Annotated in this window: 15 protein-coding genes and 1 pseudogene; 9 read left to right on the top strand and 7 right to left on the bottom strand. The window is 59.0% G+C overall.

Annotated elements, in window-relative coordinates; genetic code table 11:
- Window positions 1–49: 49 nt before the first annotated feature.
- The 3 genes from C1X29_RS03810 to norR all read right to left on the bottom strand — a co-directional run bounded on the left by C1X29_RS03810 (window position 50) and on the right by norR (window position 3,302).
- On the bottom strand, window positions 50–508 hold the full coding sequence (locus C1X29_RS03810; protein ID WP_102716900.1) for an N-acetyltransferase: 459 nt from the start codon (window positions 506–508) through the stop codon (window positions 50–52).
- 27 nt (window positions 509–535) lie between these two features.
- Window positions 536–1,438 carry a chemotaxis protein CheV gene (locus C1X29_RS03805; RefSeq protein WP_011335848.1) on the bottom strand — a complete coding sequence of 301 codons (903 nt, stop codon included), beginning with the start codon at window positions 1,436–1,438 and terminating at the stop codon, window positions 536–538.
- 307 nt (window positions 1,439–1,745) lie between these two features.
- Window positions 1,746–3,302 (bottom strand): nitric oxide reductase transcriptional regulator NorR, encoded by a 1,557-nt coding sequence (gene norR / locus C1X29_RS03800; RefSeq protein WP_102716899.1) that lies wholly within the window; start codon window positions 3,300–3,302, stop codon window positions 1,746–1,748.
- A 163-nt stretch (window positions 3,303–3,465) separates the two neighbouring features.
- Between norR and hmpA the strand changes: the two genes are divergently transcribed.
- The 3 genes from hmpA (at window position 3,466) to C1X29_RS03785 (ending at window position 5,959) form a co-directional block, all read left to right on the top strand.
- A complete protein-coding gene (hmpA, locus tag C1X29_RS03795; protein WP_102716898.1) occupies window positions 3,466–4,647 on the top strand; it encodes an NO-inducible flavohemoprotein in 1,182 nt (393 codons plus the stop codon).
- 216 nt (window positions 4,648–4,863) lie between these two features.
- Window positions 4,864–5,424, top strand: a complete 561-nt coding sequence (locus C1X29_RS03790; protein WP_085745337.1) for an ester cyclase — start codon at window positions 4,864–4,866, stop codon at window positions 5,422–5,424.
- Window positions 5,425–5,449: 25 nt separating this feature from the next.
- Window positions 5,450–5,959: a disulfide bond formation protein B gene (locus C1X29_RS03785; protein ID WP_007956723.1), complete on the top strand. Its 510-nt coding sequence runs from the start codon at window positions 5,450–5,452 to the stop codon at window positions 5,957–5,959.
- Between the two features lie 531 nt (window positions 5,960–6,490).
- Here the strand turns inward: C1X29_RS03785 and C1X29_RS29775 are convergent.
- A pseudogene (locus C1X29_RS29775) lies at window positions 6,491–6,756 on the bottom strand (hypothetical protein).
- A gap of 27 nt (window positions 6,757–6,783) precedes the next feature.
- Between C1X29_RS29775 and cyoA the strand changes: the two are divergent.
- The 6 genes from cyoA to C1X29_RS03750 all read left to right on the top strand — a co-directional run bounded on the left by cyoA (window position 6,784) and on the right by C1X29_RS03750 (window position 12,344).
- The gene (gene cyoA, locus C1X29_RS03775) at window positions 6,784–7,725 is read left to right on the top strand and encodes a ubiquinol oxidase subunit II (protein ID WP_011335843.1); all 942 of its coding nucleotides are present in this window, start codon (window positions 6,784–6,786) and stop codon (window positions 7,723–7,725) included.
- Window positions 7,726–7,728: 3 nt separating this feature from the next.
- Window positions 7,729–9,759, top strand: a complete 2,031-nt coding sequence (cyoB, locus tag C1X29_RS03770) for a cytochrome o ubiquinol oxidase subunit I (RefSeq protein ID WP_007956721.1) — start codon at window positions 7,729–7,731, stop codon at window positions 9,757–9,759.
- Between the two features lie 3 nt (window positions 9,760–9,762).
- On the top strand, window positions 9,763–10,389 hold the full coding sequence (locus tag C1X29_RS03765) for a cytochrome o ubiquinol oxidase subunit III (protein ID WP_007956720.1): 627 nt from the start codon (window positions 9,763–9,765) through the stop codon (window positions 10,387–10,389).
- Window positions 10,389–10,724 carry a cytochrome o ubiquinol oxidase subunit IV gene (gene cyoD, locus C1X29_RS03760; protein ID WP_007956718.1) on the top strand — a complete coding sequence of 112 codons (336 nt, stop codon included), beginning with the start codon at window positions 10,389–10,391 and terminating at the stop codon, window positions 10,722–10,724. The genes C1X29_RS03765 and cyoD overlap by 1 nt, the downstream gene beginning before the upstream one ends.
- A 10-nt stretch (window positions 10,725–10,734) precedes the next feature.
- Entirely contained in the window at window positions 10,735–11,622 is an 888-nt protein-coding gene (gene cyoE / locus C1X29_RS03755; RefSeq protein WP_007956716.1) for a heme o synthase, read from the top strand.
- Between the two features lie 230 nt (window positions 11,623–11,852).
- The gene (locus C1X29_RS03750) at window positions 11,853–12,344 is read left to right on the top strand and encodes a RidA family protein (RefSeq protein ID WP_011335841.1); all 492 of its coding nucleotides are present in this window, start codon (window positions 11,853–11,855) and stop codon (window positions 12,342–12,344) included.
- Between the two features lie 69 nt (window positions 12,345–12,413).
- Here the strand turns inward: C1X29_RS03750 and C1X29_RS03745 are convergent, their stop codons facing one another.
- From C1X29_RS03745 to C1X29_RS03735, 3 genes are all read right to left on the bottom strand, one after another.
- On the bottom strand, window positions 12,414–13,118 hold the full coding sequence (locus tag C1X29_RS03745) for a hypothetical protein (RefSeq protein ID WP_102688213.1): 705 nt from the start codon (window positions 13,116–13,118) through the stop codon (window positions 12,414–12,416).
- A gap of 173 nt (window positions 13,119–13,291) precedes the next feature.
- Entirely contained in the window at window positions 13,292–13,816 is a 525-nt protein-coding gene (locus C1X29_RS03740) for a hypothetical protein (RefSeq protein ID WP_102716897.1), read from the bottom strand.
- A gap of 64 nt (window positions 13,817–13,880) precedes the next feature.
- Window positions 13,881–14,285, bottom strand: coding sequence for a GNAT family N-acetyltransferase (locus C1X29_RS03735; RefSeq protein ID WP_102688211.1), 405 nt, complete (start codon window positions 14,283–14,285; stop codon window positions 13,881–13,883).
- Window positions 14,286–14,330 lie beyond the last annotated feature (45 nt).

Below are 14,330 nucleotides of genomic sequence, written 5' to 3'. Positions count from 1 at the left end.
TTGGAGGTTTGATCACCAAGGTTGGAGTATGCCGCAGGATTTTAGTTTGTCAGTCCGGCACCAGTTCCCGGCGAACCACATACATTCCAGACATTTCGTACAAGCGCTGCGCTCGCTGATTGCTCTCCAGCACCTTCAGGTCGACAAATCCTTCGCGTCGATCCTGAAACGCCTTGAATGCATGAAGCAGCAAAGCCCGACCCAATCCACGTCCTTGGGCGCGAGGATGCACCACCAGGTTCTTGATGTAGGAACTGGTCCAGCATTGCGCCACGCCAATGACGCCTTCGGCATCGCTGGCGATGAAACACAGTGCCGGATCGTATTCCGGGTCGTTTTCAAACTGCTTTTGCCACACGTCCAGCGCTGGCACCCGACCACCGCCTTCGCGGTAGCCGATCTGCATCAGTTCATGCACGGTGGATGCGCGTTCGGCGCTGTAGGTGCTGAGTTCGATGCCGTTCGGCCACTCGATGGCCGGCACGTCCTGGCTCAGGTCGCGCCGCATCAAAAAGCAGAACGTCTCGCTCAAGACTCAGTGACCCTGAGCAGCGACATGCTTGGCCGCTTCGATCAGGCAGTGGGTCAGCTCCGGTGAGGAGAACTTGGTCAGCACGCCGTTGGCGCCGGCGAGGCGGGCCTTTTCGCTGTTCATCGCGCTGTCCAGCGAGGTGTGCAGCAACACGTAGAGGTGGGCGAAGTCCGGGGTTTCGCGCAGGGTACGAGTGAAGGCGTAGCCGTCCATCTCGGACATTTCGATGTCGGAGACGATCAGGTTGATCTGCTGCGCCGTGCCTTGCAGGTCCAGCAGGCAGTCGATGGCCTCCTTGGCGCTGCGGGCGGTGTGGCATTGCAAGCCGAGGTTGCGCAGGGTGTGTACTGATTGCTGCAGCGCGACCTGGCTGTCGTCGACCACCAGAATTCGCGCGTTGCCCAGCACTTCGGCGTCTTCCATGCTCAGCTCGGTCGGGGCCATTTCGATCTGCGCCGGGGCGATGCCGTGGATGACTTTTTCGATGTCCAGCACCTGCACCAGCGTGCCGTCCACCGAGGTTACGCCGGTGATGTAGGCGCGTGAACCGCCGGAACCGAACGGCGGCGGTTTGATGTCGGTGGTCAGGCAATGCACGATCTTGCTCACTGCCTGCACGTGCAGGCCCTGTTTCGAACGGCTGACGTCGGTGACGATCAGGCAGCCGCCGTTCGGGTCCTCCAGCGGCCGCTCGCCGATGGCGCGGCTCAGGTCGATCACCGACAGCGAAGCGCCGCGCAGGGTGGCGATGCCTTTGACGTGCGGGTGCGACTCCGGCAGCTTGGTCAGCGGCGGGCAGGGGATGATTTCACTGACCTTCAGCAGGTTGATCGCCATCAGCTTGCCGCTGCGCAAGGTAAACAGCAGAAGCGAAAGTGAATCTGCGCGGGCTTTGTTGGAAGACATAAAAACCTTCTGTGGAAAAAGGTGATGGGCGAGAGTGGAAATCGCCAGAAACTATTGATGCCGGGTTATCGGCGTCAAAAGGTTGGGCTTTAGGTTAGTTGTCGGGTGGCTTTGAGATCCAGAGCCCCTCACCCCAGCCCTCTCCCGGAGGGAGAGGGGGCCGACCGAGGTGTCTGGCGTTGTACATCGACCTGAATGACCGAGTCGATCTGGATTCAGTAAAGATCGTTCACGTCGGCGGATTTCTGCAATATCCCCCAATCAGTCCCCTCTCCCTCAGGGAGAGGGCTAGGGTGAGGGTGTGCTTTTAGCCTTTCATCCCCAACCGCTTGGCCATCCGCGCCAGATTCGCCCGGTCCAGCCCCAGTTCACGCGCGGCACTGGCCCAGTTGTCCTGATTGCGCTCAAGCGCCGCGCTGATCAACTGCCGCTGATACTGCTCGGTGGCGGTGCGCAGGTCACCGCTGATCAATGGCAGGGCGGCAGTCGCTTCGGACGGCACCGACGAGTTATCCACAACCTCGCGCGGCAGATCGAGGTCCATCGCGCTCAGGCTGAGAATCTTCGGCCGCACCTTGCAGTTGCCCAGCGCCTTCAGTGCGCTGCGTCCGATCAAGTGTTCCAGTTCCCGCACGTTGCCCGGCCAGGTGTAAGCCAGCAGCGCCTCCTGGGCGTCGCTGTTCAGGCGCAGGCTGTTGAGGCCCATGCGCGAGCGGTTCTGTTCCAGGAAATAACCGCTGAGCAACAACACATCGCGGCCCCGGTCACGCAGCGCCGGCACCCGCAACGGGTAGACGCTGAGGCGATGGTAGAAGTCGGCGCGGTAGCGGCCGCTGCGCACTTCTTCAGCCAGGTCGCGGTTGGTCGCGGCGATCAGGCGCACGTCGACCTGGTGTTCCTTGTCCGAACCCAGACGTTGCAACTGGCCGCTCTGCAATACCCGCAACAGCTTGGCCTGGACGGTCAGCGACAACTCGCCGACTTCATCCAGAAACAGTGTGCCGCCGTTGGCCAGTTCGAACTTGCCGCGCCGGTCGCTGGTGGCGCCGGTGAAGGCGCCGCGCACGTGGCCGAACAGTTCGCTTTCCACCAGCGTGTCCGGCAGGGCCGCGCAGTTGAGGCTGATGATCGGTTTGTCGGCGCGCTTGGAGGCAGCGTGGATCGCCTGGGCCACCAGTTCCTTGCCGACTCCGGTTTCGCCAGTGATCAACACGGTCAGGTCGCTGCCGCCGACCAGATTGATTTCTTCCACCAGCCGTTTGTGGGCCTTGCTCTGGCCGATCATTTCACGGTTTTGCTGACCGCTGGCCTGACGATAAACCTCGGCGCGCTGGTGCTCGTCTTCAGCGCGAATCGCCAGACGCTCGATGCGTTCAGCGGCATTCACAGTGGCCGATGCGAGACTGGCGAAGGCTTGCAGGGCGTCGAGCTCGATCGGTTCGAAACGCTCGGGATCGAGGGCGTCGAGAGTAATCAGGCCCCAAAGCTTTTCATCGACGAACAACGGACAGCCGAGGCAGTCGTGAACTTCAAGATGATCGTCGAGGCCGTCGACCAATCCGTCATACGGATCGGGCAAGTCGCTGTCGGCGGCGAAACGCGTTGGCCCTTCGCCGGCCAGCAGCACTTCGAAGCGCGGGTGTTCGCTGACCTTGAAGCGTCGACCAAGAGTGTCGGTGCTCAAGCCATCCACCGCCAGCGGCACCAGCCATTCACCGTCGAGGCGCAACAGTGCGGCGGCATCGCAGGGCAGCAGGGCGCGCATGGCTTCGAGCAGGCGCCGATAGCGCTCGCCTTCGGGCAGTTCGCGGGACAGGTCGGAGACCAGTGGGAGCAGGGCGGTGAGCAATGATTTGGCGGACATGGGCTTGTAGTCAAAGAGACACGTTGTAGTCGAAGCGACTATAGAGGCACTTGTGTCGATCTGACTACATAATTTTCAAGCTATTGATTTGTATAGAAAAAATAGTTGGCACGAATACTGGAATGGATAAGGCACTTTTAGAGAAAGCTCAGGAGTCACCCTTATGCTTAGCATCCAGGATCGTGCCATCGTCAAATCCACTGTGCCTCTGCTGGAAAGCGGCGGCGAAGCGCTGATCACCCATTTCTACCGCATGATGCTCTCCGAGTACCCGGAAGTCCGCCCGCTGTTCAACCAGGCCCACCAGGCCAGCGGTGACCAGCCCCGCGCCCTGGCCAACGGCGTGTTGATGTACGCCCGCCACATCGATCAACTCGACCAGTTGGGCGATCTGGTGGCAAAGATCATCAACAAGCACGTGGCCCTGCAGATCCTGCCGGAACACTACCCGATCGTCGGCACCTGCCTGTTGCGCGCCATCTCCGAAGTACTCGGCGAAGAAATCGCCACGCCGGAAGTGATGAACGCCTGGGGCGCAGCCTACGGTCAGTTGGCCGATATCCTGATCGGCGCCGAAACCGCCATTTATGACCAGAAAGAGCAAGCCGTCGGCGGCTGGCGCGGGGCGCGGGAGTTCATCGTCGCGGCCAAGGTCGAGGAGAGCGCGGAAATCATTTCGTTCTACTTCGAGCCGGCGGACAAGGGCCCGATCCTCGCAGCCGAGCCAGGCCAGTACATCGGCATGAAGCTGATCCTCGACGGCGAAGAAATCCGCCGCAATTACTCGCTTTCGGCCCTGGCCAACAAAGGTCAGTACCGCATCAGCGTCAAACGCGAACCGGGCGGCCGTGCCTCCAATTACCTGCACGATCAACTGCATGTCGGCGCGAGCATTCAGCTGTTCCCGCCATCGGGCGAATTCACCCTGACTGCCAGCGACAAGCCGCTGGTGCTGATCAGCGGCGGCGTCGGCATCACTCCGACTTTGGCGATGCTGGAAGCGGCGCTGGAAACCGAGCGTCCGGTGTACTTCATCCACAGTGCGCGCAACGGCAGCGTGCACGCGTTCCGTGACTGGATCGACGGGCTGGCCGCGCGTCATCCGCAGCTCAAGCGCTTCTATTGCTACGCCGAAGATGATGGTGTGAGCCCGGCGGCGGACAAGGTCGGGTTGTTGAGCGAGGAGCAACTGGGCGAGTGGCTGCCGGCGGAGCGTGATGTGGACGCTTACTTCCTCGGGCCGAAAGGCTTCATGGGGGCGATCAAGCGTCACCTGAAGGCGCTGGGTGTGCCTGAGAAGCAGAGCCGGTATGAGTTCTTCGGGCCGGCTGCTGCTCTGGAATAATTCGGAACCGAGTCGCCTCTATCGCGGGCAAGCCCGCTCCCACAGGATTTGAGTTCGACACGGCCCTTGTGGGAGCTGGCTTGCCAGCGATTGGCCGTTACACGGCCCTGATTCTTAAATTCTGTTTAAAGGTTAATCGTTTCTTAACCGGTTTATCGTTTATTCCCCGATGCTGATGATAGGCGCTCGTTCGTTTACATGATCAGGATCGCCCCCATGTCGCACTTCGCCTCTTCCCGTCGTTTCAGCCTGGCCACTTTGGGCCTGTCGGTTGCCTTGTTGTCCAGTCCGTTCGCGTTCGCCGAATCCACCTTGATCGAACCCCAGACCCTGATCGTCGATCAGAGCCTGCCCAAGGCCCAGCGTGATGCGATGGAACTGGCGGCGCGGCGTTACGGCAGTTTCTGGAACACGGGTGAAGAGGCGTTGGCCACCGCCGCCCTGTCGCCGCAGTTCGTCGACAAGACCCCGCCGGAAGGCCGGGTGCAGGGGCCGACCGGGCCGCTGCTGGCGTCGAAGTTCTTTCGCACGGCGGTGCCGGACGTGAGTTGCGAGATCGAGCAAATGATCGTCGCCGGGGATCGCGTGGTGGTGCATCTGCACTTTCGCGGGCATTTCACCGGCACGTTCAAGGCTCTCAAAGGGCAGGGCCAGCGTGTAGACTTCCGGGCAACCGATATCTATCAGATCGACAACGGTCGCATCGCGGCCAATTGGCATATCGAAGACAACATCAGCCTGATGGCGCAACTGCAAGCGCAGCCGCCGGCCAGCTGAACCATGGACATGAAAGGGAAACGCGATGAGCGAGGAAACGATTCGATTGGGACGTGAGCGGCGCTATCTGGTGTTGCTGGGCATCATCTGCCTGGCGCTGATCGGCGGCGCGCTGTACATGCAGATCGTGCTGGGCGAGGCGCCGTGCCCGCTGTGCATCCTGCAGCGTTATGCGTTGCTGCTGATCGCGCTGTTCGCGTTCATCGGCGCGGCCATGCGCACCCGACGCAGCATCACGGTGTTCGAGGTGCTGGTGGTGATTTGTGCCATCGCCGGCGCCGGTGTCGCCGGGCATCACGTGTACACCCAGTTCTATCCGGCGGTGAGCTGCGGCATCGATGTATTGCAACCGATCGTCGATGACCTGCCGCTGGCAAAGATCTTCCCGCTGGGCTTCCAGGTCGACGGTTTCTGCTCGACGCCGTACCCGCCGATCCTCGGCCTGTCGCTGGCGCAATGGGCACTCGTGGCCTTCGTGCTGGTGGTGATCCTGGTGCCGCTGCTGACCTCGCGTAACCGAAAAGCGTTGCGCTGAATCAACTTTTCGGCGCGTGCGCCGATAAACCAAACGCCTCGATTTGCGGTGACGCAGATCGAGGCGTTTTGCATTTCAGGGTCTGTGTGAAAACACCGTGACGAACGGCAAGGAAGGGTGCGACAGGTGTGCGACATGTTGTCACACAGGCCGTGTCGCAGCTCGTTTCACAGGCCCGGATTGGAGTGCTGTTACAAAAAAGGATTGGTCTGTTTCAGCGTTTTTCGGTTTTTGCACGCGTGTGCCGGATCAGGCAGTTTTAACAGACTCCGGCAGATGGCCAAAAGCCTTGGCATATCGGGCTTTGCGCGGATCGCGCCGTGGGAAAAAGCCCTCGAAGCTGTCTGAACTGAGGCCGATAGACCTACATTTTTTGGTGTTTTTGTTGAGAATCGATTTCGATAACATGCGGAACTTTTGCAAAAACGGTGATGGATTGTTGCTCGGAGCGATAAAAATTATTTCGGGATAAGACATGGTGTATAGGGCGCTACCTATCTACAATCGCCCGCACTGAATTCCCGGCACTGTTCAGCCTTTATTAAGGAGGCGAGCAGGAAGTCGGGTGTCGAGCAGCCGAGAGGCTTGCGAGACACCCAGGTGTCGGTGCCTTCCAACTTTCCGCACCAAATGGAATTGGTCTGTAACAAGGCCTTTGACCACGAATTCGAATAAGAACTGACCGCTGTCCCAGGTTTTGTCGAGCGTCTGACGCGCGACGGGCGGCCCTTATTCAATCCAAAGAAAATGCCAACCCTTGGCAGGGTGAAGTGTTGGCGATCAAAACCCAACTGCATTGCGCAAGCTGCTTTAGAGGTCGTGAGATGAGTAAAAACAGGTACCCCAGATTACTAGGCCTAGTGCCGCTGCTCGGCACGTTGTTGCTGGGAGGCTGCAACATGACCTTGCTCAATCCAACGGGCCAGGTCGGCCTGGAACAGCGCAACCTGATCATCACCGCCACGCTGCTGATGCTGTTGGTCGTTGTGCCGGTCATCGTCATGACCTTCCTGTTCGCCTGGAAGTACCGCGCCTCGAACAAGAACGCCGTCTACACCCCGAAATGGTCGCACTCGACCAAGATCGAAGTGGCAGTCTGGACCATCCCGGTCCTGATCATCATTGCCCTGGGTTACATCACCTACAAGTCGACCCACTCGCTGGATCCGTATCGTCCGATCGAATCCGACGTCAAGCCTGTGACCATCGAAGTGGTCGCGCTGGACTGGAAGTGGCTGTTCATCTATCCGGAACAAGGCATCGCCACGGTCAACAAGATCGTGTTCCCGGCGCACACCCCGGTTAACTTCCGGATCACTTCGGACGCGGTGATGAACTCGTTCTTCATCCCGGGCCTGGGCGGCCAGATCTACGCGATGGCGGGCATGACCACCAAGCTGCACCTGATCGCTGACCGCAACGCTGAAATGGACGGTATCTCCGCCAACTACAGCGGCGCTGGTTTCACCGGTATGAAATTCAAAGCGATCGCAACTTCTCAGGAAGATTTCGACGCCTGGGTAAGTGAAGTCAAAAAGGCACCTAAACAGCTTGAAGCCGCTGAATACGCAGCCCTTGCCAAGCCAAGCCAGAACAATCCAGTCGAGCTCTACTCCTCGGTCACGCCGAACCTGTTCCAGACCATCGTCGACAAGTACGAAGGCATGAAACCGGGCAAGCCGCTGAAGCACGAGAAGAAAGAGAAAGAAGTGGCGGCAACGGATATGGACTCGAATTCGCATTCAGCTGCCGGGGCAGAGGAGTAAACGATGTTTGGTAAATTAAGTTGGGAAGCGATCCCTTTCCACGAGCCGATCGTGATGGTCACCATCTCGATGATCGCGCTCGGTGGTCTGGCGTTGTTCGCTGCAATCACCTACTTCAAGAAGTGGACTTACCTGTGGACCGAGTGGCTGACGTCGGTCGACCACAAGAAAATCGGCGTGATGTACATCATCGTCGCCATGGTCATGCTGCTGCGCGGTTTTGCCGACGCCATCATGATGCGTACCCAGCTGGCCATGGCCACCGAGGGTTCGCCTGGCTACCTGCCACCTGAACACTATGACCAGATCTTCACCGCTCACGGTGTGATCATGATCATCTTCATGGCGATGCCATTCTTCACCGGCCTGATGAACCTTGCAGTGCCGCTGCAGATCGGCGCGCGTGACGTTGCGTTCCCGTTCCTGAACTCCCTGAGCTTCTGGCTGCTGGTATCCGGCGTCGTGCTGATCAACCTGTCCCTGGGCGTCGGCGAATTCGCCAAGACCGGCTGGGTTGCCTATCCACCGCTGTCGGGTCTGCAATACAGCCCTGGCGTGGGGATGGACTACTACATCTGGGCGCTACAGCTATCGGGTCTGGGTACAACGTTAACGGGGGTCAACTTCCTCGCGACCGTGCTGAAAATGCGTACCCCAGGCATGAAACTGATGGACATGCCGATCTTCACCTGGACCTGCACCTGGGCAAACGTTCTGATCGTGGCTTCGTTCCCGATCCTGACCGCTACCCTGGCACTGCTGACCCTTGACCGTTACATGGATTTCCACATTTTCACCAATGAACTTGGTGGCAATCCAATGATGTACGTCAACCTGTTCTGGGCATGGGGCCACCCTGAGGTTTACATCCTGATCCTGCCGGCGTTCGGCATTTTCTCGGAAGTCATCTCGGCCTTCACCGGCAAGAAACTGTTCGGCCACCACTCGATGATCTACGCCTCGGGCGCGATCTCGGTACTGGGCTTCATGGTTTGGCTGCACCACTTCTTCACCATGGGTTCGGGTGCCAGCGTCAACGCCTTCTTCGGTCTGGCGACGATGCTGATTTCCATCCCGACGGGTGTGAAACTGTTCAACTGGCTGTTCACCATCTACCAGGGCCGTCTGCGCTTCACCAGCCAGGTTCTGTGGACCCTGGGCTTCATGGTGACCTTCGCCATCGGCGGTATGACCGGCGTACTGCTGGCCATTCCGGGTGCTGACTTCGTTCTGCACAACAGCCTGTTCGTGATCGCTCACTTCCACAACGTGATCATCGGCGGCGCGGTATTCGGCTACATCGCAGGCTTCGGCTTCTACTTCCCGAAAGCGTTCGGCTTCAAGCTGCACGAAGGCTGGGGTAAAGCAGCGTTCTGGTTCTGGATCTCGGGCTTCTTCGTCGCGTTCATGCCGCTCTACGCTCTGGGCTTCATGGGCATGACCCGTCGTCTGAACGCCACCACCAACCCTGAGTGGGTACCGTACCTGTACGTTGCCATGTTCGGTGCGGTGATGATTGCTGTGGGTATCGCCTGCCAGCTGATCCAGCTGTACGTGTCGGTGCGTGACCGCAACAAGCCGGAAAACATGTGCGAACACGGTGACCCGTGGAATGCCCATACCCTGGAATGGTCGACCTCGTCGCCACCTCCGTTCTACAACTTCGCTGTACTGCCAAAAGCAGACTGCATCGATCCGTTCACCGAGGCCAAGGAAAACGGTACTGCGTACAAGGCTCCGGCCAAGTACGAACCGATCCACATGCCGAACAACACCGCCACTGGCGTGGTGATGGGCGCACTGCTGACCGTGTTCGGTTTCGCGATGATCTGGCACATCTGGTGGTTGGCGATCGCCAGCCTGGCCGGCACTGTCATCTACTTCGTGATTCACGCAGCACGTGACGATCAGGGCTACATGGTGCCGGTTGAAACAATCGAGCGCATCGAAGCCGAGCAGCACAAGCGTCTGGTAGCGGCCGGGAAGATCCCTGCTTCCGCAACCCGTGTTGAAACCAAGTTGGAACAGGCTTAAACAATGTCGAACTTAGTGACCAATGCTGGACACGCCCATGGTCATGACCATGGGCACGATGACCATCACCACGACTCGGGCGAGATGACCGTATACGGTTTCTGGCTCTACCTGATGACCGACTGCATTCTGTTTGCGTCGATCTTCGCGGTGTACGCGGTACTGGTAAACAACGTCGCCGGTGGCCCGTCGGGCCACGACATCTTCGAACTGCCATACGTGCTGGGCGAAACCGCTCTGCTGTTGTTCAGTTCGATCACCTACGGCTTCGCCATGCTGGCGTTGTACAAAGGTAAGAAGCAGCAGGTTCTGGGCTGGTTGTTCATGACCTTCCTGCTCGGTGCAGGCTTCATCGCCATGGAGATCAACGAGTTCCACCTGCTGATCTCCGAGGGCTTCGGTCCTAGCCGTTCGGGCTTCCTGTCGGCGTTCTTCACGCTGGTCGGTACCCACGGTCTGCACGTGTCCGCCGGTCTGATCTGGATGGGCATCATGATGTACCAGGTCAACAAGCACGGCCTGACGGCGACCAACAAGACCCGTCTGAGCTGCCTGAGCCTGTTCTGGCACTTCCTGGACGTGGTGTGGATCTGCGTATTCACCGTTGTTTACCTGATGGGGACCCTGTAATGGCTAATGCACACTCCCATGACAGCCATGATGCTGGCCACGGCAGCGTAAAGTCGTACGCCATTGGCTTCATCCTGTCGGTAATCCTGACCGTCATCCCGTTCGGCCTGGTGATGTTCCCGACCCTGCCGAAGTCGACGACGCTGGCAATCGTCCTGCTGTTCGCCGTGATCCAGGTGATCGTTCACCTGTATTACTTCCTGCACCTGGACCGTTCCATCGCTCAACGTAACAACGTGATTGCGTTCGTCTTTACGGCCATCGTGATCGTGCTGCTGGTCGGGCTGTCGCTGTGGATCATGTTCAGCATCCACACCTACATGATGGCGAAGTGAGGTAAACCCGATGTCGCTCAAGCACTTTATCCAAATCACCAAACCGGGGATCATTTTCGGTAACGTGCTTTCTGTGGCAGGCGGGTTCTTCCTGGCCTCGAAAGGGCATGTCGATCTGGCCGTGTTTCTGGCAGCCATGATCGGCACTTCCCTGGTTGTGGCCTCCGGTTGCGTGTTCAACAACTGCATCGACCGCGACATCGACCTGAAGATGGAACGCACCAAGAACCGGGTGCTGGTCCAGGGCTTGATCTCCCTGAAACTGGCCCTGGTCTATGCGACCGTCCTGGGTGTCGCCGGCGTTGCGTTGCTGTACAAGGTGGCCAACCCGTTGGCTGCCCTGTTCGCCGTGATCGGCTTCATCATCTACGTCGGCTTCTACAGCCTGTACCTCAAGCGCAAGTCGGTTCACGGCACGCTGGTGGGCAGTCTGTCGGGCGCCATGCCGCCGGTGATCGGTTACGTGGCCGTGACCAACAGCTTCGACATGGCCGCGCTGACCCTGCTGGTGATGTTCAGCCTGTGGCAGATGCCGCATTCCTACGCCATCGCGATCTTCCGCTTCAACGATTACCTGGCCGCATCGATTCCGGTGCTGCCAGTGAAGCGCGGGATCCAGGTGGCCAAGAAGCACATCCTGATCTACATCCTGGCCTTCCTCGTGGCGACCTTGATGCTGACCTTCAGCGGTTACGCCGGCATGAGCTACCTCGCCGTCGCCGCGGCCATGGGCATGTACTGGCTGTACATGGCCTGGACCGGCTACAAGGCGGTGGATGACACGGTCTGGGCACGCAAGCTGTTCGTGTTCTCGATCTTCACCATCACCGCGTTGAGCGTCATGATGTCCCTGGACTTCAAGGTGCCGACCGAGCTGCTGCTGACGTACGCGCCGTAAGGTTCGAACGTTGTACGAGAAACCCCGTTCATCGAGAGATGAGCGGGGTTTTTTGTTGCTCGGATGATGGAGAAACGACGCCCTTTGTCGCGAACGGACTCTCTCCCAAAAGGGTGGGGTTATCAGCCATTCCCTCGAAACGACTAGCTAGAAATCGACAGGTTGCGGTCGATAGGCAAAAGCCCTAGATTCGGATCCAACTACATGCATCGATCTAGAGGCTGGGCGAAATGACTGAGAGGATGACCTGCGACGAGCGATTCATTGCCCTGGCAAAAGAGCTGAACTACGACATCAATGGCGAGAACACGGTGGGTGGCAATTACGCGCCGTTGATCCGTCATCGCGATGAGATCTACATCAGCGGCATGGTGCCGCGCACCGAGGGCAAGATTCAGTATCCGGGGCGGGTGGGGCAGGAGTTGACGCTCAAGGATGCGCAGGCCGCGGCGAGTATCAGCGCGATGCGGTGTCTGGCCTTTATCGTCGATGCAGTCGGTTCGCTGGACAAGGTCCGGTCGTTGTTGCGGGTCACGGTGTACGTGAAGTCCACGCCGGATTTCGTCGACCTCAGCGAAGTCGCCAACGGTGCATCGGACGTATTCAGTTATGTGTTGGGCGATGTCGGGCGCCATACCCGCACCACCGTCGGTGTCTATCAGTTGCCGAAAAACGCAGCCATCGAAGTCGACATGATTGCCGCCGTGCACCCATCGGCATAACCGCCAATCTGCGGACAACAAAAAGCCCCGCCTGAATGTCAGAGCGGGGCTTTTTCGTCAGCGCCGGTGTTACTGGGCGGCGATGCTGTAACCGTCGAACGCGGTCTGCTGTTGCAGGGCGGTGATGATGTTCTTGCGGTTGATTGCGTGCTCGGTGCCGGCGTTGTCGACGAAGGTTTCGCCTTCGATTTCCGCATCGTCGCCTTCACCGACGAAGGTGAAGCCGAGGAATTCCAGTGCCTCGCGATCCACGCTCAGGCGCGAGCGCGGTGTGCGCATTGGCAGGGTCACGCTGATGCCGTCCTTGCTGATGCTGAACACTTCAACGTCTTTCTTGGCGCGTGCGGCCTTGCTCTTGCCGCCGCTCGGGTTGCTGATCGCCTGGTGGGTCTGGTTCAGAACCTTGAGGGCCAGGCCATAGACGATTTCCTGGAACGCCGGATCGTCCTTGAAGCTGGACAGGATGCGGCTGATCGGGAATTTGCTGCTCAGATCTTCGAGGGCGGCGATGTCGGCGGCTTCGGCGTCCTTCAGGCGCTTGAGTTCGCCCATCAGCTCATAGGCCTGGTCGTCATCGAAGCGGTCGTGGGCCTGACGGATCGCGGCGCGCAGTTCGCGGATCTGATCGCTTTCGCGGCTCGACTGGAACGCGTCCAGCACCATCTCGCTGATGATCTTCGCCTGTGGGATGTGTTGTGAAAGATTGATGGAGTTTTCGTATTCCGCTTTGGACGACAGAGTGACTACGGATTCAGCGGTGTTGAAATCGGACATTGAAATTTCACTACTTTTTTAACTTGAGATGAGACGAGAAAGCGCTGGGGGCTTTTTCAGGCCGACTAATTTAGGGGAGCGCGGCAGCGTTGTCACGGAGCAAGGGGCCGGTGGTGCCGATTATTTATCCGGATGATTTGTGTTGAGCGACCTGGCACCGCGAGCGCTGTGCCTTATTCATTGGCGACGACATTCCTCGGCAACCGCCCGGACGCCAGAGCACGCAGTGTCCAGTAGAGCTTCAACGAGCGGGTGCTGATCAGGCCGCACAAGAACCCCGAAATAATCGACTTGAGCAACAGCAGGTCCGGGGACGCGAAACGCTCCGGATGCACGTCATGCTGATAATTGAAGTAGTAGTTCGCAGAAAAGAACATCAGGTACATGATCAGGATTTTTGCCGTGCCCGGCATGATCAGGCCTGTCGCGGAGTCGTCGAGCACCACGCCCCGGCGGGAGAACACCAGCCAGGCCGAGAGACCGCCCAGCAACAGCGCGCCGAACCAGGTGCTGAAAAACAAGGCCGGGTTGATCGACAGGTTCAGGGAGTACAGCGACCACGCCAAAAACGCCGGGGGTGTTATCAGCATAGAGGCACGGCTTTCGCGTCGGGGAGAAAACGACTTGATGCCGAAATAAACCACCACCAGAAAAATCAGGTAAACCCGTAGCGGAGTGTTTTGCAGAATCGTGAGCATTGCGCAGCATCCATGCTGGAAAAGGAGGAGGGTGGAGCATAGCCGGGGTCACAGTAACCGTCGGCTATTTCAGCCGCAAACGCTCCATCGCGATCACCGACGTTTCAAATCCCAGGCTGGCGAAAAACGCTTCGGCGCCTTCGCGCCCGGCACGCAGGACCCAGGTAATGTCGGTGTTGTCGCCCATTACATGTTCGACCAGCGCCCGCCCGATGCCCGCGCGCCGATGTTGCCCGTCGACCACGACCATCGACAGGTAACCGTTGGACAAGCCATCGGTGATGCCACGGGCGAAACCGACAATTTGCTGGCCGCTCAATGCCACAGCGCTGCGCTGAGAGTTCTGAACAAGCTGTGCGAAATGTTCGGCGGTGCCGGTGCGATGGCCCCAGCCGTGCGCCTCCAGAAACTGCCTTGCTGCCTCCACTTCCGTGGGCAGAAGGTCGCGTATTGAAATGTCTTTGTTCATTCGTTGATTCCGTCCTTGGTGTATTTCCAACAGTAGCCGCGTTGC

This window comes from Pseudomonas sp. GW456-12-10-14-LB2 (assembly GCF_002884345.1).
Taxonomy (GTDB): Bacteria; Pseudomonadota; Gammaproteobacteria; order Pseudomonadales; family Pseudomonadaceae; genus Aquipseudomonas; species Aquipseudomonas paraglycinae.
The sequence above is the reverse complement of the archived record's forward strand: the minus strand, read 5'-3'. Positions and strand labels throughout refer to the sequence as shown.

What these genes read in the sequence shown, in the direction of transcription:
- norR (WP_102716899.1), bottom strand. Translation starts at nt 3,302, where the DNA reads ATGTCCGCCAAATCATTGCTCACCGCCCTGCTCCCACTGGTCTCCGAC.
- C1X29_RS03790 (WP_085745337.1), top strand. Translation starts at nt 4,864, where the DNA reads ATGTCGCACTTCGCCTCTTCCCGTCGTTTCAGCCTGGCCACTTTGGGC.
- C1X29_RS03810 (WP_102716900.1), bottom strand. Translation starts at nt 508, where the DNA reads ATGCGGCGCGACCTGAGCCAGGACGTGCCGGCCATCGAGTGGCCGAAC.
- C1X29_RS03735 (WP_102688211.1), bottom strand. Translation starts at nt 14,285, where the DNA reads ATGAACAAAGACATTTCAATACGCGACCTTCTGCCCACGGAAGTGGAG.
- C1X29_RS03745 (WP_102688213.1), bottom strand. Translation starts at nt 13,118, where the DNA reads ATGTCCGATTTCAACACCGCTGAATCCGTAGTCACTCTGTCGTCCAAA.
- hmpA (WP_102716898.1), top strand. Translation starts at nt 3,466, where the DNA reads ATGCTTAGCATCCAGGATCGTGCCATCGTCAAATCCACTGTGCCTCTG.
- cyoA (WP_011335843.1), top strand. Translation starts at nt 6,784, where the DNA reads ATGAGTAAAAACAGGTACCCCAGATTACTAGGCCTAGTGCCGCTGCTC.
- C1X29_RS03750 (WP_011335841.1), top strand. Translation starts at nt 11,853, where the DNA reads ATGACTGAGAGGATGACCTGCGACGAGCGATTCATTGCCCTGGCAAAA.
- cyoB (WP_007956721.1), top strand. Translation starts at nt 7,729, where the DNA reads ATGTTTGGTAAATTAAGTTGGGAAGCGATCCCTTTCCACGAGCCGATC.
- cyoE (WP_007956716.1), top strand. Translation starts at nt 10,735, where the DNA reads ATGTCGCTCAAGCACTTTATCCAAATCACCAAACCGGGGATCATTTTC.
- C1X29_RS03765 (WP_007956720.1), top strand. Translation starts at nt 9,763, where the DNA reads ATGTCGAACTTAGTGACCAATGCTGGACACGCCCATGGTCATGACCAT.
- cyoD (WP_007956718.1), top strand. Translation starts at nt 10,389, where the DNA reads ATGGCTAATGCACACTCCCATGACAGCCATGATGCTGGCCACGGCAGC.
- C1X29_RS03805 (WP_011335848.1), bottom strand. Translation starts at nt 1,438, where the DNA reads ATGTCTTCCAACAAAGCCCGCGCAGATTCACTTTCGCTTCTGCTGTTT.
- C1X29_RS03785 (WP_007956723.1), top strand. Translation starts at nt 5,450, where the DNA reads ATGAGCGAGGAAACGATTCGATTGGGACGTGAGCGGCGCTATCTGGTG.
- C1X29_RS03740 (WP_102716897.1), bottom strand. Translation starts at nt 13,816, where the DNA reads ATGCTCACGATTCTGCAAAACACTCCGCTACGGGTTTACCTGATTTTT.